The organism is Streptomyces venezuelae ATCC 10712, assembly GCF_008639165.1.
Classification (GTDB): Bacteria; Actinomycetota; Actinomycetes; order Streptomycetales; family Streptomycetaceae; genus Streptomyces; species Streptomyces venezuelae.
Genome location: NZ_CP029197.1, coordinates 4,880,714 through 4,903,225, shown reverse-complemented (window position 1 = coordinate 4,903,225; position 22,512 = coordinate 4,880,714). Strand labels below are relative to the sequence as shown.

Annotated in this window: 22 protein-coding genes; 11 read left to right on the top strand and 11 right to left on the bottom strand. The window is 72.3% G+C overall.

The genetic code is table 11. The features are described 5' to 3' along the window. Positions 1 to 3: 3 nt before the first annotated feature. Both DEJ43_RS22790 and DEJ43_RS22785 read right to left on the bottom strand, forming a co-directional pair. Positions 4 to 1,221 (bottom strand): acylneuraminate cytidylyltransferase, encoded by a 1,218-nt coding sequence (locus DEJ43_RS22790; RefSeq protein WP_015035736.1) that lies wholly within the window; start codon positions 1,219 to 1,221, stop codon positions 4 to 6. Further along, complete coding sequence (locus DEJ43_RS22785) at positions 1,221 to 2,540, bottom strand: DUF6716 putative glycosyltransferase (RefSeq protein WP_041662797.1); 1,320 nt, start codon at positions 2,538 to 2,540, stop codon at positions 1,221 to 1,223. Before DEJ43_RS22785 ends, DEJ43_RS22790 begins: the two co-directional genes overlap by 1 nt. A 219-nt stretch (positions 2,541 to 2,759) precedes the next feature. Between DEJ43_RS22785 and DEJ43_RS22780 the strand changes: the two genes are divergently transcribed. Together DEJ43_RS22780 and DEJ43_RS22775 are read left to right on the top strand one after the other, a co-directional pair. Next, on the top strand, positions 2,760 to 3,782 hold the full coding sequence (locus tag DEJ43_RS22780) for a glycosyltransferase family 2 protein (protein WP_015035734.1): 1,023 nt from the start codon (positions 2,760 to 2,762) through the stop codon (positions 3,780 to 3,782). Next, on the top strand, positions 3,779 to 5,122 hold the full coding sequence (locus tag DEJ43_RS22775) for a polysialyltransferase family glycosyltransferase (protein ID WP_015035733.1): 1,344 nt from the start codon (positions 3,779 to 3,781) through the stop codon (positions 5,120 to 5,122). Before DEJ43_RS22780 ends, DEJ43_RS22775 begins: the two co-directional genes overlap by 4 nt. A gap of 70 nt (positions 5,123 to 5,192) precedes the next feature. Here DEJ43_RS22775 and DEJ43_RS22770 read toward each other — a convergent pair whose 3' ends face one another. From DEJ43_RS22770 to DEJ43_RS22760, 3 genes are read right to left on the bottom strand one after another with little or no spacing between them, the layout of a single operon-like run. Continuing rightward, a complete protein-coding gene (locus DEJ43_RS22770; RefSeq protein ID WP_015035732.1) occupies positions 5,193 to 6,014 on the bottom strand; it encodes a MerR family transcriptional regulator in 822 nt (273 codons plus the stop codon). A gap of 37 nt (positions 6,015 to 6,051) precedes the next feature. Then, positions 6,052 to 6,708 (bottom strand): leucine efflux protein LeuE, encoded by a 657-nt coding sequence (leuE, locus tag DEJ43_RS22765; RefSeq protein WP_015035731.1) that lies wholly within the window; start codon positions 6,706 to 6,708, stop codon positions 6,052 to 6,054. 58 nt (positions 6,709 to 6,766) lie between these two features. After that, complete coding sequence (locus tag DEJ43_RS22760; RefSeq protein ID WP_015035730.1) at positions 6,767 to 8,347, bottom strand: acyl-CoA mutase large subunit family protein; 1,581 nt, start codon at positions 8,345 to 8,347, stop codon at positions 6,767 to 6,769. A gap of 125 nt (positions 8,348 to 8,472) precedes the next feature. On the opposite strand from DEJ43_RS22760, the gene DEJ43_RS22755 reads away from it, so the two are divergent. Then, positions 8,473 to 9,372, top strand: coding sequence for a L,D-transpeptidase family protein (locus DEJ43_RS22755; protein ID WP_051025919.1), 900 nt, complete (start codon positions 8,473 to 8,475; stop codon positions 9,370 to 9,372). Between the two features lie 157 nt (positions 9,373 to 9,529). Here the strand turns inward: DEJ43_RS22755 and DEJ43_RS22750 are convergent, their stop codons facing one another. Together DEJ43_RS22750 and DEJ43_RS22745 are read right to left on the bottom strand one after the other, a co-directional pair. Then, entirely contained in the window at positions 9,530 to 10,666 is a 1,137-nt protein-coding gene (locus DEJ43_RS22750) for a hypothetical protein (RefSeq protein WP_015035728.1), read from the bottom strand. Continuing rightward, positions 10,666 to 11,355, bottom strand: coding sequence for an RNA polymerase sigma factor (locus DEJ43_RS22745; RefSeq protein ID WP_041662795.1), 690 nt, complete (start codon positions 11,353 to 11,355; stop codon positions 10,666 to 10,668). The genes DEJ43_RS22750 and DEJ43_RS22745 overlap by 1 nt, the downstream gene beginning before the upstream one ends. A gap of 391 nt (positions 11,356 to 11,746) precedes the next feature. On the opposite strand from DEJ43_RS22745, the gene DEJ43_RS22740 reads away from it, so the two are divergent. Next, the gene (locus tag DEJ43_RS22740; RefSeq protein ID WP_015035726.1) at positions 11,747 to 12,502 is read left to right on the top strand and encodes a Clp protease N-terminal domain-containing protein; all 756 of its coding nucleotides are present in this window, start codon (positions 11,747 to 11,749) and stop codon (positions 12,500 to 12,502) included. Positions 12,503 to 12,509: 7 nt separating this feature from the next. Here the strand turns inward: DEJ43_RS22740 and DEJ43_RS22735 are convergent, their stop codons facing one another. From DEJ43_RS22735 to DEJ43_RS22725, 3 genes are all read right to left on the bottom strand, one after another. Further along, positions 12,510 to 13,076 carry a hypothetical protein gene (locus DEJ43_RS22735; RefSeq protein WP_015035725.1) on the bottom strand — a complete coding sequence of 189 codons (567 nt, stop codon included), beginning with the start codon at positions 13,074 to 13,076 and terminating at the stop codon, positions 12,510 to 12,512. Positions 13,077 to 13,142: 66 nt separating this feature from the next. After that, the gene (locus tag DEJ43_RS22730) at positions 13,143 to 13,781 is read right to left on the bottom strand and encodes a DUF4328 domain-containing protein (RefSeq protein WP_015035724.1); all 639 of its coding nucleotides are present in this window, start codon (positions 13,779 to 13,781) and stop codon (positions 13,143 to 13,145) included. A gap of 123 nt (positions 13,782 to 13,904) precedes the next feature. Then, a complete protein-coding gene (locus tag DEJ43_RS22725; protein ID WP_015035723.1) occupies positions 13,905 to 15,551 on the bottom strand; it encodes a beta-N-acetylhexosaminidase in 1,647 nt (548 codons plus the stop codon). Between the two features lie 229 nt (positions 15,552 to 15,780). On the opposite strand from DEJ43_RS22725, the gene DEJ43_RS22720 reads away from it, so the two are divergent. The 6 genes from DEJ43_RS22720 to DEJ43_RS22695 all read left to right on the top strand — a co-directional run bounded on the left by DEJ43_RS22720 (position 15,781) and on the right by DEJ43_RS22695 (position 20,576). Then, positions 15,781 to 16,350 carry a 2-oxo-4-hydroxy-4-carboxy-5-ureidoimidazoline decarboxylase gene (locus DEJ43_RS22720; RefSeq protein WP_078508718.1) on the top strand — a complete coding sequence of 190 codons (570 nt, stop codon included), beginning with the start codon at positions 15,781 to 15,783 and terminating at the stop codon, positions 16,348 to 16,350. Positions 16,351 to 16,542: 192 nt separating this feature from the next. After that, positions 16,543 to 16,923, top strand: a complete 381-nt coding sequence (sdhC, locus tag DEJ43_RS22715) for a succinate dehydrogenase, cytochrome b556 subunit (RefSeq protein WP_015035721.1) — start codon at positions 16,543 to 16,545, stop codon at positions 16,921 to 16,923. Between the two features lie 8 nt (positions 16,924 to 16,931). After that, positions 16,932 to 17,411, top strand: coding sequence for a succinate dehydrogenase hydrophobic membrane anchor subunit (locus tag DEJ43_RS22710; protein WP_015035720.1), 480 nt, complete (start codon positions 16,932 to 16,934; stop codon positions 17,409 to 17,411). Between the two features lie 25 nt (positions 17,412 to 17,436). Next, positions 17,437 to 19,191, top strand: a complete 1,755-nt coding sequence (sdhA, locus tag DEJ43_RS22705; protein WP_015035719.1) for a succinate dehydrogenase flavoprotein subunit — start codon at positions 17,437 to 17,439, stop codon at positions 19,189 to 19,191. Beyond that, complete coding sequence (locus DEJ43_RS22700; protein WP_015035718.1) at positions 19,191 to 19,949, top strand: succinate dehydrogenase iron-sulfur subunit; 759 nt, start codon at positions 19,191 to 19,193, stop codon at positions 19,947 to 19,949. Before sdhA ends, DEJ43_RS22700 begins: the two co-directional genes overlap by 1 nt. A gap of 99 nt (positions 19,950 to 20,048) precedes the next feature. After that, complete coding sequence (locus DEJ43_RS22695) at positions 20,049 to 20,576, top strand: hypothetical protein (protein ID WP_015035717.1); 528 nt, start codon at positions 20,049 to 20,051, stop codon at positions 20,574 to 20,576. A 51-nt stretch (positions 20,577 to 20,627) separates the two neighbouring features. On the opposite strand, the gene DEJ43_RS22690 is transcribed toward DEJ43_RS22695, so the two are convergent. After that, complete coding sequence (locus tag DEJ43_RS22690) at positions 20,628 to 21,197, bottom strand: MarR family winged helix-turn-helix transcriptional regulator (RefSeq protein WP_015035716.1); 570 nt, start codon at positions 21,195 to 21,197, stop codon at positions 20,628 to 20,630. A gap of 85 nt (positions 21,198 to 21,282) precedes the next feature. Between DEJ43_RS22690 and DEJ43_RS22685 the strand changes: the two genes are divergently transcribed. Beyond that, on the top strand, positions 21,283 to 22,500 hold the full coding sequence (locus tag DEJ43_RS22685; protein WP_015035715.1) for an MFS transporter: 1,218 nt from the start codon (positions 21,283 to 21,285) through the stop codon (positions 22,498 to 22,500). Positions 22,501 to 22,512: the final 12 nt, after the last annotated feature.

The following is a 22,512-nucleotide window of genomic DNA, read 5'->3' as shown; positions in this document are numbered from 1 at the left end:
TCCTTAGGAGTGAGGGGTGTTGAGCTCGGGTCCGAGGAGCCAGGCGGCGATCTCGCGGATCGCACCGGAACCACCCGGGGTGACGGTGACCGCGCGGGCCGCGGCCCGTACGGAGTCGTGCGCGCTGCTCACCGCGACGGGCCAGCCGACGAGGTGGAAGCAGGGGAGGTCGTTGACGTCGTTTCCGGCGTAGAGCACGCGCTGCGGGTCGATGCCCTCGGCCTCGCACCACTCCTTGAGCGCCCGGTCCTTGCGGTCGATGCCGTGCAGGACGGGGATCTTGAGCTTGCGGGCGCGGGCCGCGACGACGGCGTTCTGCTCGGTGGAGAGGATGAGGACCGGGAGGCCGGCCCGCCGCAGGGCGGCGATGCCGAGGCCGTCACCGCGGTGCGCGGAGACGAACTCGCGTCCCTCGGCGTCCAGATGGACCCGGTCGTCGGTCTGCGTGCCGTCGAAGTCGAGGACGACGGCGTCGACGTCGGCGAAGCCGGGGGTGGCCGGGGTGTCGAGGAGGGGCGCCAGGGCGCGGGCGCGGGCCAGGTCGTGCGGGTCGTCGATCTCCAGGACCCGGGCGGGGTCGGTGACGACGAGGGCCGTGCGGCCGAAGAAGCGGTGCTCGTGGCTGCGGAAGCCGGCCGCGTCCATCGCGTAGACGGCGCCGGTCTCCAGGTACTCGGGCTCGCGGTCCTGGCGGCGGGGGCGGTGCGCCTTGTCGTGGTTGACGCCGGTGGCGCCGTCCGCCGAGCCGTCGGGGGCGTCGCGCCACAGGAAGCCGTGCGAGGGGGCCGCCGTGAAGGCGGTGTCGGCGGCGCCGGAGGTGATGCGCTCGACGGTCTCGGCGATCTCGGCGGAGGTGAGGAAGGGGCTGGTGCACTGGACGAGGAGGACCACGTCGGCGGCGCGGCCGTGGCCGGCCTCGAAGGCGTCCATGGCGTGCAGCACGGCCGCCTCGCTGGTGGCGGTGTCGCCGGCGATCGCGGCGGGGCGGGCCACGGCCTCGGCCCCGGCGGTGCGGGCCGCCGCGGCGATGCCGGAGTCGTCGGTGGAGACGACGACGTGGGTGACGTTGCGGGCGCCGAGGCAGGCGCGCACGGCGCGGGCCACCAGGGGGACCCCGGCCACCGAGGCGAGGTTCTTGGCGGGGACGCCCTTCGAGCCGCCCCTCGCGGGGATCACGGCGAGGACGGTCGGCGGGGCGGCCGGGGTGGCGGTGTCGGGCATCAGAGTTCTCCCAGACGGCGGATGACGGGGGCGACGCGTTGCACGCCGTGGCGGTACGCGCCCCGCGCGGCCTCCCGGACGACCCGGCGCAGCCCGCTCTCACGGGGCTCCGGCGCGGTGACGTCCAGGCGGTGGCGGGCGAGGATCCCGGGCAGGTAGCCGGGGGCCGTCTCCGCGGTGTAGTAGGGGGCGATCGGGGGCAGCACGGGGAGTGCCAGGAGGGCGGCGACCCGGTCGCGGGCCGCGTCGAAGGCGCCTTCGTACGAGCCTCCCCCTCCGCCTGACGGCGTGGCGGGACCCCCGGCCGCGACGCCCTGCCGGGCGAGCCAGGTCTCGTCGGGGGCCGGGACGAGCCCCTTGTCGAGCTGGTCGAAGGAGGCGAGCAGGCCGGAGCCGACGAAGTGGTGGTTGCCGAGCACCTCGCGGACCCCGAGGTCGGTGAGGATCGCGGTGGGGACGCGCCGGTGGAGGGCTTCGAGGGCGGCCGTGGAGGAGACCGTGACCAGCAGGTCGGTGCGGTCGAGGACCTCGCCCATGTGCCCGTACACGAGCCGGAAGTTGGCCGGCGGGTCGAGTTCGCGGACCAGCTTCTGGAAGGGGTACTCCTCCAGGTGCGTGGTGTGTTCGCCCGGCTTGGAGCGGAGCTTGAGGAGCACCTCGCGGCCGGGGTGGAGCCGGGCGTGGGCGATCAGGCGCCGCAGTACGTAGGCGCGGTCGGCCCGGGTGACGGGCACGGACGGCTGGGCGGCGAAGACCAGGGTGTCGCGGCCGGTTTCGGGGGCGTACGGCGTGCCGCCGAGGAAGGGCAGCGCGGCCTCGACGACGGAGTCGGCCCCGGCGCCCACTCCTTCGTACACGGCGCGGAAACGCTCCGCGTCGTGACGGGAGTTGGCGAGGACGACATCGGCGCCGTGCCGCAGCAGCAGGCCGTCGGTCAGCTTCTCGTAGACGACGCCGACGTAGCCGGTGACGATCACGGGGCGCCGTTCGAGCTCCAGGTCGGCAAGGCCCTGGAGGACGGCCCGTACGGTGCCTCCGACGAGCGCGAGGACGACGACGTCGTATCCCTCGCCGCGCGCCTGCGCGTCCCGTACCGCGCGCAGGAACTCCGCACCGGTCACCTCGCGCGGGGTGACCGTGGACACCCCGGTCTCGGCGAGCTGGCGTGCGGTGGGGGTCGCCCGTCCGCGCAGGACGAATCCGGTGGGTTCGGCGGTCGCCGTGGTGATGCGGCGCGCCGTGAGGGCGCCCCATTTCCACCGGGTGTCGGAGTCGGCGAGTACGGCGACCCGTACCGCTTCTCTGGTACTTGCTGGCACGCCGAGGACGCTAGAAGGGCATTCCGCTTTTCGGCCCAACTGGGCCACAACAAACGGTGAACAGAGCCTCTCCGCCTGTTGAAGCGGGTCGGGAACCGGACTTCAGTGGGCTGAATTCCTTCCCGGGTAAAGGCGGTTAAGCGGCCCGCCGCTTGGTGTTCACCGAATAGCTGCCCAACGGTCGGGGGGAATGCCGGGGCGACACCTAGCGTCGACCGGGTGGTCAAGCTCTCCGTCGTCGTGCCGTTCTTCAACGTGCAGACATACGCTCCCGACACCCTCACGAGCCTGCGGGCGAACGCCCGCGAGGACTTCGAGTTCCTGCTGGTCGACGACTGCTCGTCGGACGGGACGCCCGAACTCCTCGAACGGGCCGCACGCGAGATCCCGGGTGCCGTCCTGATCAGGCACGAGCACAACGAGGGCCTCGCCACGGCCCGGAACACCGGCCTCGACGCCGCCCGCGGCGCGTACATCACCTTCCTCGACGGGGACGACTGGCTCGCCCCCGGCTACTACTCCCGCCTGGTCGCCGCCGCCGAGGAACTCGGCTGCGACTTCGTGCGCACCGACCACGTCTCCGTGACCGGCCGCAACCGCGGCATCCGCCGGGCCCCGGTGGCCCGGCGCGGCGAGGTGCTCGACCCGCGCCGCGCGATCCTGCCGTCGCACCGGACCACCTCGGTCGACTACCCCTACGCCTGGGCCGGGATCTACCACCGGCGGCTCCTCGACCGGGGGCTGCTGCACTTCCCGCACGGGCTGCGCACCGCAGAGGACCGGCCGTGGATCTGGAAGCTGCACCGCGAGGCCGAATCATTCGCCGCCATCGGGGAACTCGGCGTCTTCTACCGGCGCGGAGTGGCCACCTCACTCACCCAGATCGGCGATGTGCGGCAGCTCGATTTCATTCGCGCATTCGACCAGGTGATCGAGGAAACGGCGACGGACACCGAAGCCGATCTTCTTCTTCCCAAAGCCGTCCGCACCTATTGCGCGGTCATTTCCCACCACATCGGTTCCATCGAACGATTCGAACCGGAAGTGGCCCGCCGGCTGAAGGCGATGTGCGCGGGCGCGCTCCGCCGCATGCCGCAGGACGTCCTCGACGAGGCCCTCTCCGCGATGGGCGGCGACCGCGCGACGATGCTGCGCAAGCTGCGCAGGCGCCGCCCCGCCCCGCCGCCGTCACCGGGTACGGGCCTGGGCGCCGGCCCGACCGCCGCGGAGGGGGCCGCGTGAGCCCCCGCCGCACCACCCAGATCTTCTGCGCCTCCACGCTCTACGGGGCCGTGACGCTGGCCGCCGCCCTCGACAGCGGCGCCTTCGGCCCCGCCGACCGCCGCGTCCTCCTCGTCACCAACAACGCCGCCGTACCGGAGACCACCCCGGCCCTGGACACCGCCGAGGGCTTCGAGCGGCTGCGCGGCCGCTTCGACTCCGTCCTGTCGTGGAACGAGACGATCTCCCCGCTCCACCCCGGCGGCTGGACCCCCCGGCCCAGCGACCTGCCGCTCCTCCAGCGCCATCTGCGCAAGCTCTGGGACCTCGGGGACGACCGCGTCGAGCTCGCCCTGGAATCCCTCCAGGTGACGCCCGCGCTCGCCATCGCGCAGCTGCTGCCCGACGCGCCGATCACCGTGTACGCGGACGGGCTCATGAGCTACGGCCCGACCCGCAACAAGATCGACCCGCTCATCGGCGGCCGCGTCGGCCGGCTCCTCCACCTCGACCTCGTGCCCGGTCTCGCGCCGCTGCTGCTCGCCGAGTTCGGGGCGGTGCCGGAGGCCGTGCCGACCGAGGCGTTCACCTCGTGCGTCGACGAGCTCGCCGGGCCCGCCGCCCCGGCCGCCGCCGGGGACGGACCCGCGCTGCTCCTCGGCCAGTACCTCGCGGCGCTCGGCCTGCTGACCGCCGCCGAGGAGGAGGAACTGCACCTGCGGATGGTCCGCGGGGCGGTCGCCCGGGGCCACCGCAGCCTCGTCTTCAAGCCGCACCCGACGGCCCCCGACGCCTGGACGAAGACGCTGGCCGCCGAGGCGGAGGCGCTCGGCGCCGAACTGACCGTGGAGGACCGGCCGGTACTCGCCGAGGTCCTCTACCGGGAAATCCGGCCCGCGCTCGTCGTCGGCTGCTTCTCCACGGCGCTGCTCACCGCGCGGACCTTCTACGGGCTGCCCGTCGCCCGGGTCGGGACGCACACCCTGCTCGAACGGCTCACCCCGTTCCAGAACAGCAACCGCATCCCGCTCACCGTCGTCGACGCGGTCGTGCCGCCCCTGGAGGACGGCACGGGCGGCACCGGGCACGGCCCGGCGGACGGCGCCGCCATCGGCACCGCCGAGCTCAACGACCTGGTCGCGGCCGTCGGCTTCGCCATGCAGCCGAAGATCCGGCCCGAGCTGCGGGAGCCCGCGGTACGGCACCTGTCGGGGCCGCTCGCCGAGCGCACCCGGCACCACTTCACCCGCCGCCGCCTCACCGTCCTGAACCTGCCCGGCGGCATCCCGCTCCCCCGCCATCCGAGGGTGCGCCGCCTGGCGCGGCGCGCGCTGCGGCTGCGCAAGGCGCTCAAGAGGTAGCCGGGCCCACGGGCCGACGGGCCCGGGCCCCGTGCGGGGGACCCGGGCCCGTCGGCGTACCCGCGGCGGCTCAGGCGCGGACGATCTCCTCCTGGAGCTCCGTGACCCACCGCGAGCGGTCCTCGGGGCACTCCAGGTACAGCTCGCGGGCGTAGTGCCGGGTCTCGTAGCCGTTGGCCTCGATCCAGCGGGCCAGGGTCTGCGCGGTGGGCAGGATCTCGTCCATCGAACCCCGGTGGACGACGGTCGCCGCCTCCTCGATGCCGGGCAGCACGCGCACCTCGACGCCCTCCACGGCCGTCCCCTCGGGAACGGTCATGGCGGCGTGCACGAGGACCGAGCCGTCCCCCGTGCCCGCGTCCTCGTAGTACGCGATGCCCGGGCCGAACCCGGTGAGCCCGGCGGCCTCCAGGCGGCCGCACAGCTCCTCGTACAGGGGCCCGATGACCGGACCGATGTCGTGCGGGCCGAAGCTCGCGGCGACCGCGCTCAGCTCGGCGACACGGACGGCGGGGATCTTCTTGACGACGACGTCCTGGGTGGACATGCGTCCCTCGCTCTCGATGGCCCGGAGCCTCGCGCCGACCTGGGCGAGCCGCGCCCGCGCCTCCGTCAGGGCCGCTTCCAGCTCGGCCTGACGGAGCCGCAGCATCCCGCGCAGCTCGTCCGCGTCGATCTGCTCGTCGAGGATCGCCCCCACCTGTTCGAGGGTGAAGCCGAGGTCCTTGAGCGCGATGACGCGGTTGAGCAGCGCGAGCTGGTCCGCCGCGTAGAAGCGGTATCCCGTGTGCGGGTCGACCCGGGCCGGGCGCAGCAGTCCGATGGCGTCGTAGTGCCGCAGCATCCGGACCGACACCCGCCCGTGCCGGGCGAAGTCTCCGATGGTGAACATGACGACCCCTACGGGACGGCCTCACACGGTGTGAGGGTCAAGCGGCGCTGCTGAGGGAGAGCTTGGCGGCGAAGCCGAGGAAGAGCGCGCCGGCGGCGGAGGTCGCTCCGGCCGAGAGGCGCCTGCGGCGGCGGAAGGCGGCGGCGAGCCGGGTGCCGCCGAATATCAGCATCGTCAGGTAGAGGAAGCTGCCGATCTCCAGGAGGGTGCCGAGGACCAGGAAGGAGAGCGCCGGGTAGGCGTACGCGGGGTCCACGAACTGCACGAAGAAGGAGATGAGGAAGAGGATGGCCTTCGGGTTGAAGAGGCTGATGACGAGCGCCCTGCGGTACGGGTTCTCCCCCGGCGCCGCCGCTGCCTCCACCGGCTCGTCGGTCACCGTCCGCGCGCGCGAGCGCCACATCTCCCGGGCCGAGCGGAGCATCCCGTACGCCATCCAGGCCAGGTAGCCGGCGCCCGCGTACTTCACGATCATGAAGAGCAGCGGCGTGGTCTGGAGCAGCGAGGCCGCACCGAGCGCGGCCAGTGTCATCAGGACCGCGTCCCCGGTGAACACCCCGGCGGCGGCCTTGTACCCGGTCCGGGTGCCCTTGCGGGCGGCGACGGACAGCACGTACAGCGAGTTCGGCCCCGGCAGGAGGATGATGAGGACGAGACCCACGAGATAGGTCGGAAGATCGGTGACACCCAGCATGGGGCGAGTGTCGCACGCGAGTACGACAGCCCGTCCAGGTGTTTCGTATCGCGGAAGATCAGAACGCGTCGGTGGGGACGTACGTGCCCCAGACCCGGCGCAGGGCGTCGCAGACCTCGCCGATCGTGGCGCGTGCCCTGAGCGCCTCCTTCATCGGGGGGAGGACGTTCTCCGTGCCCTCCGCCGCCTTCCTCAGCTCCGCGAGCGCCGTGTCCACCGCCCGGCGATCGCGCCCGGCCCGCAGGGCGGCGAGGCGTTCGGCCTGCTGGGCCTCGATCGCCGGGTCGACGCGCAGGGGCTCGTAGGGTTCCTCGACGTCGACGGTGTAGCGGTTGACGCCGACGACGACCCGCTCGCCGCTGTCGGTCTCCTGGGCGATCCGGTACGCGGAGCGTTCGATCTCGCCCTTCTGGAAGCCGCGCTCGATCGCGCTGACCGCGCCGCCCATGTCCTCGATCCGGCCCATCAGCTCCAGGGCGGCGGCCTCGACGTCGTCGGTCATCCGCTCGACGGCGTAACTGCCGGCGAAGGGGTCGACGGTGGCGGTGACGTCCGTCTCGTGGGCGAGCACCTGCTGGGTGCGCAGGGCGAGGCGGGCGGACTTGTCCGTCGGCAGGGCGATGGCCTCGTCGAAGGAGTTGGTGTGCAGGGACTGCGTGCCGCCGAGGACGGCCGCGAGGCCCTGGACGGCGACCCGCACCAGATTGACCTCGGGCTGCTGGGCGGTGAGCTGGACGCCCGCGGTCTGGGTGTGGAAGCGGAGCATCCACGACTTGGGGTCCCGCGCGCCGAACTCCTCCTTCATGACCCGCGCCCAGATCCGGCGGGCCGCCCGGAACTTGGCGACCTCCTCCAGGATCGTCGTGCGGGCCACGAAGAAGAAGGAGAGGCGGGGGGCGAAGTCGTCGACGTCCATGCCGGCGGCGACCGCCGTGCGGACGTACTCGATGCCGTCGGCGAGGGTGAACGCGATCTCCTGCGCGGGCGAGGCGCCGGCCTCGGCCATGTGGTAGCCGGAGATCGAGATGGTGTTCCACTTGGGGATCCCGGCCCGGCAGTACTTGAAGGTGTCGGCGATCAGCCGGAGGGACGGCGCCGGCGGGAAGATGTACGTGCCGCGGGCGATGTACTCCTTCAGCACGTCGTTCTGGACGGTGCCGGTCAGCCGGTCCGCCGTGACCCCCTGCTCCTCGGCGACCAGCTGGTACATCAGCAGCAGCGGGGCGGCCGGCGCGTTGATCGTCATCGACGTGGAGACCTTGTCCAGCGGGATGCCGTCGAACAGGATCCGCATGTCCTCGACCGAGTCGACCGCCACCCCGACCTTGCCGACCTCGCCGTGCGCGATCGGCGCGTCCGAGTCGTGGCCCATCTGGGTCGGCAGGTCGAAGGCGACGGAGAGGCCCATGGTTCCGTTGGCGATGAGCTGCTTGTAGCGGGCGTTGGACTCGACGGCGGTGCCGAAGCCCGCGTACTGGCGCATGGTCCAGGGCCGGCCGGTGTACATCGACGGGTACACGCCACGGGTGTACGGGTAGGCCCCCGGATCACCCAGCTTCTCCGCCGGGTCCCAGCCCTCCAGCGCCTCCGGTCCGTAGACCGGCTCGATGGGCAGTCCCGACTCCGACTCGCGCGCCATTGGCTGTGCCTCCCGAAGAGATCGACCCCTGCTCACAGCATGCTCGGATCGTGACCTTCGCGCGCAACCGCACACGCGAGGGGAGCATCCCTAGGTACATACGAATCGTCTCGGGGGGCAACACGATGAAGCGGTCTTCTTCCGTCATACGCAGAGTGGTTCTGGCAGCGGCCTCGGTGGCCCTCGCCGCGGGTTGTACGGCCCAGGCGGCCGGCTCGGGGGGCGGCTCCGGGAGCCCGACGTCCTCGGGCCCCGCCAAGAGCTCCGCGCCCACCGCCTCGCCCACCGAGGACGGCAAGCCCCCGTCCCCCTCCCCCTCGGGCTCCACGGCACCCACCGACGCGCCGACGCAGACGCCCTCCGGGACGCCTTCGCCTTCCGGTACGCCGAAGGCCAAGGCCCTCATGGACGACGGGGACGAGACCGAGCAGGTGCGCGAGCTCCAGGCGCGGCTGCGCCAGCTCGGCCACTTCGACCGGGCGCCCACCGGTTTCTACGGGACGATGACGGCGGCCTCGGTCAAGGCCTTCCAGAAGAAGCAGGGGCTGCCCCGGACGGGTTCGGTCGACGCGACGACCTGGGAGCGGCTGCTGGGCGCGAGCCGGAAGCCGACCGCCGACGAGCTGAAGCCCTCGACCACCAACAAGCTGGACACGCCCGACGCGCGCTGCCTGACGGGCCGGGTGCTCTGCATCAGCAAGGAGAGCAGGACCCTCGCCTGGATGATCGACGGCAAGGTCGTCTCCTCGATGGACGTCCGCTTCGGCTCGGAGAACACCCCGACCCGCGAGGGCACGTTCACCGTCGAGCGCAAGGTCCGCCAGGACTGGTCGCGGCTCTACCACACGCCGATGCCGCTCTCGATGTACTTCAGCCGGGGCCAGGCGGTGCACTACTCGTCGGACTTCGCGGCCCGCGGCTACAACGGGGCCTCGCACGGCTGCGTCAACGTCCGGGACCGGGCCAAGCTCACGGCCCTCTTCGACGCGGTGAAGGTCGGCGACAAGGTCGTCGTCCACTGGTGACCCGGGAGGGCTGAGGGAGAGGGCGCGGGTGGGACCGGGGGAACGTGTCCCACCCGCGCCATGTGCGCGGAGCCGTAGGTACGGGGGGAACCCCGGCTCACTGCGCGGCCGATGACCAGTCGGCTCATTCAGTACTGCGCCGACGGGTCCAGAAGTGTTACACCGGCAGCGCGACGCGTGCCGTGAGGGCGATTCCGAGCGGAAGTTCGGCGGAGAGCCGGGCGGAATCCGGCACCGAGGACCGGACCGCGCCGAGGCGGTCCTTGCCGCCGCCGCTGCCACGGCCACCGCCGGCACCGTCCCAGCCGTGCTGGTCGCCGCGGCCGTTGCCCCGGTCGCCCTTGGGGTCGCCCTTGGGGTCGCCTTCGCCGTCGTCCTTCGCGTCGTCCTTGCCGCTGTCCTTGCCGCCGCCCTCGGGCGCGCCCGAGGTGCCGCCGAGGACGCGGTCGCAGTAACGGCGCAGGGTCTCGCCGTCGCGCAGGGCGCTCGTGAGGCCCTTCCGGCCGGTCGCGTCGAGCTTTCCGAGCCGGTACGCGCGGCAGGCGGCGGCCGCCTTCTCCCAGGACTTCTGCGCGGTCGGGTCGCCGGCCGTGCCGCCGGTGCCCTTCCCGGTGCCCGTCTCCCCGGTCTCGCCGGCGCGGGGGGTGCCGCCCTTCGGCCTCGGGGTGCCGGGTGCCGTGCTGTCGTGGCCGGTGCCGTCCGGGGTTCCGGTGGGCGGTGCCGTGGTCCCCGTACCGGCCGAGGGGGACGCGCCGGGCGTGCGGCCGTCACCACCCGGAGACGTCGGGGGCGTCTCCGGGTCCTTGCGTATGCCGGGCTCCTCGGAGACGAGCGGCTCGGCCGACTCCCCCGCCGTGACGGAGCTGGCGGGCTCGGAACCCACCATCGGCAGCACACCTGTTCCCGCGGCGACGGCGACCCCTCCGACGGTGACGGCGGCGACCGCGGCGGCCAGTCCGTACCGGACGGAACGGCCCCAGCGGCGCCGGCGGGCGGTGACCGGCGCGAGTCGGACCCGGCCGAGGTCGGCGTGCTCGGTGCGGCCGGCCGCGGGCAGCGGCGTCACGTCGGCGCGGGCCGCGGTGGCCTTCCGGAAGGCGGCGAGCGCGGCGGCCTCGCCGGGCAGCTCGGCGCGGGCGGCCGGGGGCACGGCGGGGGTGCGGGCGGCGTCGAGGGCTTCGGCGAGCCGCTCGGCCCGGGAACGCGCGAGGTCGTCGGCGAGGTCGACCGGCTCGCCGCGGAGCAGCCGCTCCGCGGCCTCCTGGTCGAGCCACTGGTACCGCTCGTCGGCCATCACATGTCCTTCTGCGTACGCGGACGTGATTGCGTCACACCGCCGGGGGCCACCGACCCCGGCATCCGGCCGCGTTGCGGAGGGACCCCGTCCAGGGGGACGACGTCCTCCCCGGTGTCGTCGGGCCCCGCCGTCGCCCCGTCGGCCCCGAGGAGCTCGGCGAGCTTCTTGAGGCCACGGTGGGCCGCGGTGCGGACGGCCCCGGGGCGCTTCCCGAGGGTGTCGGCGGCGCTCTTGGCGTCCAGGCCGACGACGACCCGCAGGACGACGGCCTCGGCCTGGTCCTGCGGCAGCTGGGCGATCAGTCGCATGGTGTGGCCGGTGGCCAGTGCCTCCAGGGCTTCGCCCGCGGTGTCGGACGCGGCGGGCTTGTCGGTGAGTTCGGTCTCGTCGGCGCCGACGGCGGGGCGCCTGCCGCGCATCCGGATGTGGTCGAGGGCGCGGTTGCGGGCGATCCGGGCGGCCCAGCCGCGGAAGCGGTCGGCGTCGCCGTCGAAGCGGTCGAGGTCGCGGGCTATCTGGAGCCAGGCCTCCGAGGCCACGTCCTCGGCCTCGACGTCGCCCACCAGTGTGCGTATGTAGCCGAGCAGCCGTGGATGCACGGCGCGGTACACAGCACGGAAGGCGTCCTCGTTCCCGTCCTGCGCAGCGAGCACCGCGGCCGTCAGCTCCGCGTCGTCCCCCAGCACTCCCCAAACCCTGTTCGTCGGTCGCGTCGTCGCCGCATCGCGGCTGGTCACCACCGCCACGCTGCCTCGCGCACCTGCACGCTACGTCGTGGCGCGGCGCCGCGTCCACGCGGTCCGGGGTCTTTGTACAACTTGCAACCTTCGGAGGGTGCCGTCTGCCATGCCTCCGGCAAGGTCACGGGTTCGGGGGGCGGCCGGAGTGCGGTGTGACACAAAGCGCAGCCCCGGCGCTGAATGGAGTACGGAGCCGTGCTGCGGCTCCGTGGACGACGGCCGGGGTCTCTCCTGTGGGGGGTGGCGACCCCGGCCGTCTCCCTTTTCCGGCAGCCTTCACCCTTCCGGGTGTCAACTTCCGGTTGACACCCGGGAGGTGTCAACCTAGGGTTGCCTCATGACGAATCCAGTCGGTCTCAGCGTCCCTGTCCGTCTCGACGAACTCATCGAAGCGATCAAGAAGGTCCACCCCGACGCGCTGGAGCAGCTCTCCGGCGCGGTCATCGCGGCCGACCACCTCGGCGACGTCGCCGACCACCTCATCGGCCACTTCGTCGACCAGGCCCGGCGCTCCGGCGCCTCCTGGACCGACATCGGCCGCAGCATGGGCGTCACCCGCCAGGCCGCCCAGAAGCGCTTCGTGCCCAAGGGCCCGGACGACGCCCAGATGGACCCGAACGCGGGGTTCAGCCGCTTCACCCCCCGCGCCCGCAAGGTGGTCGTGGCCTCGCAGGAGGAGGCCCGGGCGGCCGAGCACGCGGAGATCGTGCCCGGTCACCTCGTCCTCGGCCTGCTCGCCGACCCCGAGGCGCTCGCCGCGCGGTGGCTGACCGGGCACGGCGTGACGGCGGAGGCGGTGCGCGACGCGGTGACCCCGACGCTGCCGCCGCGGGCCGAGAAGATCCCGGCGCTGATCCCGTTCGACGCGGACTCGAAGAAGGTCCTGGAGCTGACGTTCCGCGAGGCGCTGCGCCTCGGCCACAACTTCGTCGGCACCGAGCACATCCTGCTGGCCCTCATGGAGCACGAGGACGGCACGGGCGTGCTGGCGGGCCTGGGTCTCGACAAGGCGACGGCCGAGCGGGAGATCGCCGAGGCGATCGCCTCGGCGACGGTCGAGGCACCGGCGGCGGCCCCGGAGGAGGCCTCCTAGGAGCGGCTCAGGCGGTGCGGGCCCGGCGGGAGACGACCGCGCGCAGCACCCGGCCGCCCTCGACGGAGAGTTCCCGGGCCCGGCGCAGTCCGGTCGGTCCGTGGGCGACCGATTCGAGGACGGCCTGCTGGCGGCGGAGCTCCCCCGCGAGCAGCGGGCCCGCGCCGTCCGCATCCCCGGCCCGGCAGCGCTCGACGAGCCCGTCGGGCACGTCGGCGGTGTCGTAGCGGCCGTGCAGGGCGAGGGCGGTGGCGGAACACGTACCGGCCCAGCCGCGGAGGGACCCGGCGGTCCAGTCGAGGGGGGCGTCCGCGAGCATGCCGCGCACGGCCCCGGCGGCGTCCGTGTGCGCCGCGTCGGCGTCCAGTTCGACGCGGGCCTTGGCGACGGCCTCGCCCCAGGCGGCGCCGTCGCCGCGGGCGACGGCCGCCCACACCGGGCGCAGGGCCTCGGCCCGGTCGCCGGCGAGCAGCGGGAGGCAGCGGTCGAGGCAGGCGAGACCGGCCGCGGCCAGGCCCCGCTCGTCCGCCCCGTCGATCAGTTCCAGCAGGCTCCGGCCCGTCGCCGACGTCATGGACGCCTCCTCGCCACCCGATGCGGACGCAGTACTTCCACTACTGCGCCGGACGGCGCTTTTTCGTCACTGCGCGGCCGGAATCATGCCAGTGGCCTTGGTGTGCTGCATAGAGGTCAGACGGCGGACGAAGAGGATCGCGAGGACGGCGGCCACGATGTCGAGGCCGTAGCCCGCGAGGGTCCAGACCGATGCGGTGACATAGGCATCGGCCGTGTCGGCCGCCTTGTGCAGCTGGGCCGAGATCCGGTCCAGCACCATGTCGGCGGCCCAGCACACCCACCACGCGTTGAGGAGCGCCAGCTCTCGCGCCCCGTCGGCCGCATACGGATGCCACCGGCTGGCCCGCCAGATGTCGACGGCGATTCCGCGCGGAATCCACAGGTTGCCGAGCGGGATGAACCAGCCGCCGATGGCCCAGCCCGGCTTCCGGCTCTGCAGGTCGCCGGCCCAGACCTCGGCGTTCTTGCGCAGCCGGTGGAACCAGACGATGAAGACGATCCCGGTCGCCACGTACAGCGTGAACGCCAGGCTGTAGGCCACGTTCAGGTCGAAAGCGCCAAACACGGCCGGATCGAAGTGGTCCGCGGCGCTGTCGGAGAACAGGAAGCGGAGCTCGAGCGCGCCGAGCAGGACGTCGAAGAACATGTTGCCCGCGAGCAGGGCGACGACGGCATACGAAAGGCCGTTCGGATTGCGGAGCATGGGTGTGCGTTCCCCCCCAGGGAAAATCGACGCCCCTCCCCGAGACGCCGGCGGCGGCCGCTCGGCCGCCGCCGGGGGAACGTATGCGATCAGACCGCGCTACGTCCACAGAAAAGACGCAGGTCAGCCGCGCACCTGTGCCGCCAGCGCTCTGAACTGGTCCCAGGTCAGCGTCGGCCGGTCCGCGTCCCAGGTCTTCTGGGCGAGGGCCGTCAGGGGCATGCGGATGCCGGTCGCCACCTGGGTCGGGGTCTGGGCGTTCGCCAGGTCGCACCAGACCGCGAAGCGGGCGCCGAGGATCTGGGGGGCGTACCGGGCGGGGACCGGGGTCGTGCCGCGCAGGACCAGGGGGGTCCACTGCTCGTAGATCCGCCGGCCCGTGGGGTACGTGAAGTCGTTCGGCTGGCCCAGGACGTAGTAGAGGTACTCGTCGTTCAGGTTCACCACCCGGCGGCCCTCGGCCAGGTACTCCGCGGGCGGGCGGGCGCCGATCTCCTTGCCCGTCCAGTACTCGACCTCGATGCGCTTGTCGCCGGTGACGACACCGCCCCGGAAGAACCCGTCGTTCCACGCCTTGGCCGTCTTCCCGGCAGCGCGCACGACGGCCGCGCGGTCGTTCAGCCAGCCCTCCGCCAGGTCCTGGACGCCGGCCTGGGGCCCGTACTTCTGGCGGGCGGCCGTGGCGAGCTGGGGGTAGGAGGCGGACGGGCTGCGGACCGTCAGCGCCTGGTACTCGTCCGCGCCGACGTGAAACCAGCCGCCGGGGAAGAGGGCGGAGTACTCGCGCAGCAGGTCGTCCACGATCCGGGCCGAGGCCGGCTTGGAGATGTCGATGGCGCCCTGGCGCGGGGTCCCCTGCACGTTGCGCAGCTGGAGGTCGGGGTGGGCGCGCAGGACGGCGCCGAGGTGTCCGGGCGAGTCGATCTCGGGCACGACGGTGATGTGCAGGCTCTGCGCGAGGGCGAGGACGCGGCGCACCTCGGCCTTGCTGAGGTGCTGGGCGGAGACGATCTCGGGGTGGCTGTCGGAGGCGATCCGGAAGCCCTGGTCGTCGGAGAAGTGCAGGCCCAGCTGGTTCAGCTTGAGGTCGGCCATCTCACGGAGCCGGTCCTCGATCCACTGCGCGCTGAAGAACTTGCGGGCGATGTCGACGTTGAGGCCGCGCTGCGGCTTGGCGGGCGCGTCGGTGACGACGCCCTCGGGCATCGCGCCGGCGCCCTTCACGGACTGCTTGAGGGTGCGGGTGCCGTAGAAGACCCCGGCCTCGTCGGGCCCGCTGATCCGGACCCGCCCGCCTTGGACGGTCAGGGTGTACGACTCGGGCGCGCCGGTCCCGCCCAGGGCGAGCTCGACGTCGCCGGGCCCGGCGGCGACGGCGCCGCGGTACGGGATGCCGAGTTCCCCGGCGAGCAGCTTCCCCTCGTCGGCGAGGCCCGCGCTGCCCGCGCCGACGACGACTCCGGCGGGGGCCGCGGGCTTCCAGCCGGGGCCGCGGGCGGCCTGGTGCTCGCGGACCGAGGGGATGGTGCGCGGGGCGGTGGAGAGCGGGTAGGTCCGGCTCGGCGTAGGCGTCGGGCTGGGCGGCGCGCTGCTGGGCGCGGCGCTCGCCGACGTACCGGAGGGCGGGCCGGAGGGTGAGGCGGCGGAGGTGTCCGAGCTGTGGGGTGATCCGCTCGAACAGGCCGCCACGGTGGCCAGTGCCACCGCCGTCGCCAGGAGTGCGGGGCCCTGGTGAGGGCCTCGTCTGTCTCGTATGGAGTACCGCATCATTCGGAATCCTCCCGTACGGCGGTCGGTCCGGCCAATCGGGGGACACGCCGAAGCCGTGACCGGAACCTATTCGTCCATCACCTGTTCCGAAACTCTCCCTTCCGGGTGAAATTCGCGCATCCGTCGGACACTTCGCCCGTCCCGTCGATAACGTTGCGTCACACCCACCCCATCGCGCCCGTCCCCCCGCGCGATCGGGCCCACCCGTCCCGGAGTACCGGAGCCCACGCTGACCAGCGACACCCACGTCCCTTGCCGTACGCCGGGCTCCACGGACACGCCTGCCATACCGGCCCAGACCAGGGGCCCCCAGCTCCGCGGCCTCGCGGGCTTCAACGCCGCCCTGCCCGCCGAGGCCGAGGCCCTGCTGCTGTCCTGCTGCCGCAGCCACCGCTGGGCCGAACGGGTGGCCGCGCACCGCCCGTACCCGACCGTCGAGGCGCTGCTCGCCGCCGCCGACGAAGCCGGGTACGACCTGTCCCGGCCCGATCTCGACGAGGCCCTGGCCGCCGAGTCCTCGGCCCTGCCGCACCCCGACGCCCCGCCCGCCGCGCGCACCGCGCTGCGGGCCGCCCACGCCGCGTACGAGAGCAGCTTCGGACACGCGTTCGTGATCAGCCTCGACGGAGTGCGCCCGGGGGAGCGGCTCGACCAGGTTTTGGCAGGCATCCGGTCACGTCTCGGCAACGAACCGGAGGAGGAACGGGTGGTCGCCGCCGACGAACTGAGGCGGCTCGCCCGGGCCCGGCTGGCCTTCCGGCTCGCCGAAGACCTCACAGCCCGACACCCCGGGCCGTGAATCCGTCCGGAATGCGGCGATTCCGGCCCGTGCGATAGCCCGTCCGTGCCTGTTTGATCACACCGATGGACCCCGCGCGAGCGAACCGACAAGTCGTCGCTACGATGACCGGGGCCGGTGGACCGTACCCGGCCGGGTCAGACCGACAGAGAAGCCGGCCGACCCCGATCCCCGCTCCCGGAGGGTTTTTCCGTGCCGGCTGGAACGCTGTACCGCGGCCGGGAAGGAATGTGGAGCTGGGTGGCTCATCGAGTCACCGGCGTCCTCATCTTCTTCTTCCTGTTCGTACACGTGCTGGACACCGCTCTCGTCCGCGTCTCCCCCGAGGCGTACGACGAGGTCGTCGCGACCTACAAGACGCCGATCGTCGCTCTCCTCGAGTACGGCCTCGTCGCTGCCATCCTCTTCCACGCGCTGAACGGTCTCCGTGTCATCGCCGTGGACTTCTGGTCCAAGGGCCCGCGCTACCAGAAGCAGATGCTCTGGACCGTCGTGGGCATCTGGGTGGTGCTGATGGCGGGCTCGCTGTACCCCGTCCTCGGCCACGCCGCACGTGAACTGTTCGGGAGCTGACGCCAGATATGTCTGCTGACACCACCTCCACCGCGATCGGTCCCGTCGAGGGCGGCGCCCACTTCGACGTGGACAACCCCGCGCCGTACATCGAGGCCCCCCGCAAGCGCACCGGCAAGACGCCGCGCGCGACCCGCGGCAACTTCGAGATGGCCGCGTGGCTCTTCATGCGCCTCTCCGGCGTGGTCCTCGTCGTGCTGGTCCTCGGCCACCTGCTGATCCAGCTCTTCCTCGACGGCGGCGTCTCCAAGATCGGCTTCGCCTTCGTGGCCGGCCGCTGGGCGTCCCCGTTCTGGCAGGTCTGGGACCTCCTGATGCTCTGGCTCGCCATGCTGCACGGCGCCAACGGCCTCCGTACCGTCATCAACGACTACGCGGAGCGGGCCAACACGCGCCTGTGGCTCAAGGGCCTGCTGTACACCGCCACGGTGTTCACCATCCTTCTGGGCACGCTGGTGATCTTCACCTTCGACCCGAACATCCGCTAGGCACGGGGCTGAGGTAATCCACGTCATGAAGATCCACAAGTACGACACCGTCATCGTCGGCGCCGGCGGCGCCGGCATGCGCGCCGCCATCGAGGCGACGAAGCGCAGCCGCACCGCCGTGCTGACGAAGCTCTACCCCACCCGCTCCCACACGGGCGCCGCGCAGGGCGGCATGGCCGCCGCGCTGGCGAACGTGGAGGAGGACAACTGGGAGTGGCACACCTTCGACACGGTCAAGGGCGGTGACTACCTGGTCGACCAGGACGCCGCCGAGATCCTGGCGAAGGAGGCCATCGACGCCGTCCTCGACCTGGAGAAGATGGGCCTGCCGTTCAACCGCACCCCGAACGGCACCATCGACCAGCGCCGCTTCGGCGGCCACTCCCGCAACCACGGCGAGGCGCCGGTCCGCCGGTCCTGCTACGCCGCGGACCGCACCGGCCACATGATCCTCCAGACGCTGTACCAGAACTGCGTCAAGGAGGGCGTGGAGTTCTTCAACGAGTTCTACGTCCTGGACCAGCTGATCACCGAGATCGACGGGGTGAAGCACTCCGCGGGCGTCGTCGCCTACGAGCTGGCCACCGGCGAGATCCACATCTTCCAGGCCAAGGCCGTCATCTACGCCTCCGGCGGCACCGGCAAGTTCTTCAAGGTGACCTCCAACGCCCACACCCTGACCGGTGACGGCCAGGCCGCGTGCTACCGCCGCGGTCTGCCGCTGGAGGACATGGAGTTCTTCCAGTTCCACCCGACGGGCATCTGGCGCATGGGCATCCTGCTGACGGAGGGCGCCCGCGGTGAGGGCGGCATCCTCCGCAACAAGGACGGCGAGCGCTTCATGGAGAAGTACGCGCCGGTCATGAAGGACCTCGCGTCCCGTGACGTCGTCTCCCGCTCCATCTACACGGAGATCCGCGAGGGCCGCGGCTGCGGTCCCGAGGGCGACCACGTCTACCTGGACCTGACGCACCTCCCGCCGGAGCAGCTCGACGCCAAGCTCCCGGACATCACCGAGTTCGCCCGTACGTACCTCGGCATCGAGCCGTACACGGACCCGATCCCGATCCAGCCCACCGCGCACTACGCCATGGGCGGCATCCCGACCAACGTCGAGGGTGAGGTCCTCTCGGACAACACCACCGTCGTCCCCGGTCTGTACGCCGCCGGCGAGGTCGCCTGCGTGTCGGTGCACGGCGCCAACCGCCTGGGCACCAACTCGCTGCTCGACATCAACGTCTTCGGCAAGCGCTCCGGCATCGCCGCCGCCGAGTACTCCGCCAAGCACGACTTCGTCGAGCTGCCGGAGAACCCGGAGTCCCTCGTCGTCGCGCAGATCGAGAAGCTGCGCAACTCCACGGGCAGCGAGCGGGTCGCCGACCTGCGCCGTGAGCTCCAGGAGACGATGGACGCCAACGTGATGGTGTTCCGCACGGAGCAGACCATCAAGACGGCCGTCGAGAAGATCGCCGAGCTCCGCGAGCGCTACGAGAACGTGTCCATCCAGGACAAGGGCAAGCGCTTCAACACGGACCTCCTGGAGGCCATCGAGCTGGGCAACCTGCTCGAACTGGCCGAGGTCATGGCCGTCTCGGCCCTGGCGCGCAAGGAGTCCCGCGGCGGTCACTACCGCGAGGACTACCCGAACCGCGACGACGTCAACTTCATGCGTCACACCATGGCGTACCGCGAGGTCGGCGAGGACGGCTCCGAGACCGTCCGTCTCGACTACAAGCCGGTCGTGACGACCCGCTACCAGCCGATGGAGCGTAAGTACTGATGGCTACCCCCGTACTGGACAAGGTGGAGAAGGACTCCGCGGCCTCCCCGTACATCACGGTCACGATGCGGATCCGCCGCTTCAACCCCGAGGTGTCGGACGCGTCGGTCTGGGAGGACTTCCAGATCGAGATCGACCCGAAGGAGCGCGTGCTCGACGCCCTCCACAAGATCAAGTGGGACGTCGACGGCACCCTGACCTTCCGCCGCTCGTGCGCGCACGGCATCTGCGGCTCGGACGCGATGCGGATCAACGGCAAGAACAGGCTCGCCTGCAAGACGCTGATCAAGGACATCAACCCCGAGAAGCCGATCACGGTCGAGGCCATCAAGGGCCTCACGGTCCTCAAGGACCTCGTGGTCGACATGGAGCCGTTCTTCCAGGCGTACCGGGACGTCATGCCGTTCCTGGTCACCAAGGGCAACGAGCCGACGCGCGAGCGCCTGCAGTCCGCCGAGGACCGCGAGCGCTTCGACGACACCACCAAGTGCATCCTGTGCGCCGCGTGCACGTCGTCCTGCCCGGTCTTCTGGAACGACGGCCAGTACTTCGGTCCGGCCGCGATCGTCAACGCGCACCGCTTCATCTTCGACTCGCGTGACGAGGCCGGTGAGCAGCGCCTGGAGATCCTGAACGACAAGGACGGCGTGTGGCGTTGCCGCACGACGTTCAACTGCACCGACGCCTGCCCGCGTGGCATCGAGGTCACCAAGGCCATCCAGGAAGTGAAGCGCGCGCTGATCACGCGTCGTTTCTGAGCACCGCTTCCTGGTTCGGTGTTCCGGCCCGCTTCTGTACGCTGCGGCGTGCAGGAGCGGGCTTTTCTCGCTGTGTGGACGTGTGGAGGACGGGGACTGATGAGCGAGCCGAACCCTTACCGGTCGGATGAGTACGAGTGGGGCCCGGGCCAGCAGCCGGGGACCCCGGGCCAGCCTGCCTACGGCTACCCGCACACCCCGGCGTACCAGCCGACCCTGCCGGCCGGGGTGCCGGTGCCCCCGCAGCACGCGCCGGTGCCGATGCCGGGCCCGGCGGGCACGGGCGCTCCGCTGCTGAGCCTGGGTGACATCACGGTGGTGGGCGACCAGATCATGACGCCGGCCGGCCCGATGCCGCTGAAGGGCGCCGTGTGGAACGCGATGGACATGTCGCGGACCGAGGAGAAGATGCCCACGGTCGCGATCGTGCTCGCGGTCATCTTCTTCATCTTCTGCCTGCTCGGCCTGCTGTTCCTGCTGATGAAGGAGAAGACGACCACCGGCTTCATCCAGGTCACGGTGACGAGCGGCGGCAAGCACCACTCGACGATGATCCCGGCGCGCGGCCCGGACACCATCAACTGGGTGATGGGGCAGCTGAACTACGCGCGCTCGCTGAGCATCTGAGCGACCGCCGGCCGGTCGGCGTCGAGGGCCCTGGGGGCTTCCCCGGGGCCCTCAGCCGTGCCAGGGGCGGGGCGGCTCGGTGGACTCCGCCGCGATCATCACACGGCGCAGCAGGTCGTTGAGGACGGTGCGCTCCCCGGGGGCGAGGACGCCGAGCAGGCGGTACTCCTCGTGGCCGAGGACGCCCATCGCGCCGAGCCAGGTCTCCCGGCCCTCGGCGGTGAGTTCGACGACGACCCGGCGGCGGTCGGTGGTGGAGGGGGTGCGGCGGACGAAGCCGCGCTTCTCCAGGGCGTCGAGGCGGCCGGAGACAGAGGCGGGGGCCAGGTCGAGGTCCTGGGCGAGCTCGGAGGGCGCGGCGCTGCCGCCCCGGCCGGCGATCTTGTGCAGGGTGTCGAACTCGTGGCGTTCCAGGTCGAAGTCGACGAGGGACTGCTCCCTGACCCGGCGGAGGTGGACGGAGAGCTTCTTCATCCGGGTGACGGCGCCCTCGATGACCGGGTCGAGGTCGGGCAGGACGGGCTGCCAGCGGGCGACGTGCTCGTCGGTCCAGTCACGCGGACCCGGCTCACCGGGGGGACCCGGCTCGCTCGGGGTACGCGGTTCCTCAGGGTGCGCCATGGGCTGATCGTACGTCGGCGGGCCGGGAACCACCCGAGAAGTGTTTCGTTGACGAATTATTCGGTGCCGAAATACTCTGCGGTCCATGACCGCTGACACCGCCACAGCGCCACCCGCCGCACCCCACCCCCTGCGCACCCGCCCCTTCCGGCTGCTCTTCACCGGCCGCGCCCTCTCCCTCCTCGGCGACGCCGCGATCCCCGCCGCCCTCGCCCTCGCCGTCCTGGAGGCCACCGGCTCCACCTCGGCGCTCGCCCTGGTCCTCGGCTGCGCGATGGTGCCCAAACTGCTCCTGCTGCCCCTCGGCGGCGTCGTCGGCGACCGGTTCGACGCCCGCACGGTCGCCCTCACCACCGACCTGATCCGCTGCCTCACCCAGCTCCTCGTCGGGATCCAACTCCTCGGCGGCGCACCGAGCCTGACCGTCCTCGCCGGCGCCGAGGCGCTCGGCGGCGCGGCCGGGGCCTTCGCCGTACCGACCGTGGCGCCGCTCGTGAAGGGGACGGTGGCGGCCGGCTCCCTGCACCGGGCCAACGCCGCGATGGGCGTCGCCAAGAGCGCCAGCCGGCTCGGCGGGCCCGCCCTCGCGGGCACCCTGGTCCTGACCGTGGGCCCCGGCTGGGCCTTCGTCCTGGACGCGGCCACCTTCGCCGTCAGCGCGCTGCTCCTCATGGCGCTGCGGGTCGAGCACGTGCCCCTCCCCCGCCGCTCGCTCCGCGCCGACCTCGCGGAAGGCTGGCGGGAGGTCCGCTCCCGGGACTGGTACTGGACCAGCCTGATCGGCCACAGCGCCTGGAACGGCGCCGCCGCCGTCCTGATGACCCTCGGCCCGGCCGTCGCGGTGCAGCGGCTCGGCGGCGGCACCACCTGGGTCGTCCTGCTCCAGGTCGGGGCGGTCGGCTTCCTCCTCGGGGCGCTGCTCGCCGACCGGTTCAGCCCCCGGCGCCCGGTCCTCACCGCAAACCTCGGACTCGCCACGTACGCCCTGCCGCTGATCCTGCTCGCGGTCGCCGCGCCCGCACCGCTGACGATCGCGGCCTACGGGCTCGCGCAGGCGGGCCTCGGCTTCCTCTCCCCCGTGTGGGAGACCGCCGTCCAGCGGGCGGTGCCCGCCCACGCGCTGGCCCGGGTGACCTCGTACGACTGGCTGCTGTCGCTCGCCGCGACACCCCTGGGGTACGCGCTCGCGCCGCTCGCCGCCTCGGCGTGGGGCCCGGAGGCGCCGCTGCTCGCGGCAGCGGCCGTGGTGGGCGGCTGCTGCGCCGCGACGGCACTGGTGCCGGGGGTACGGCGCTTTCGCTGAGCCCTGCGGCGG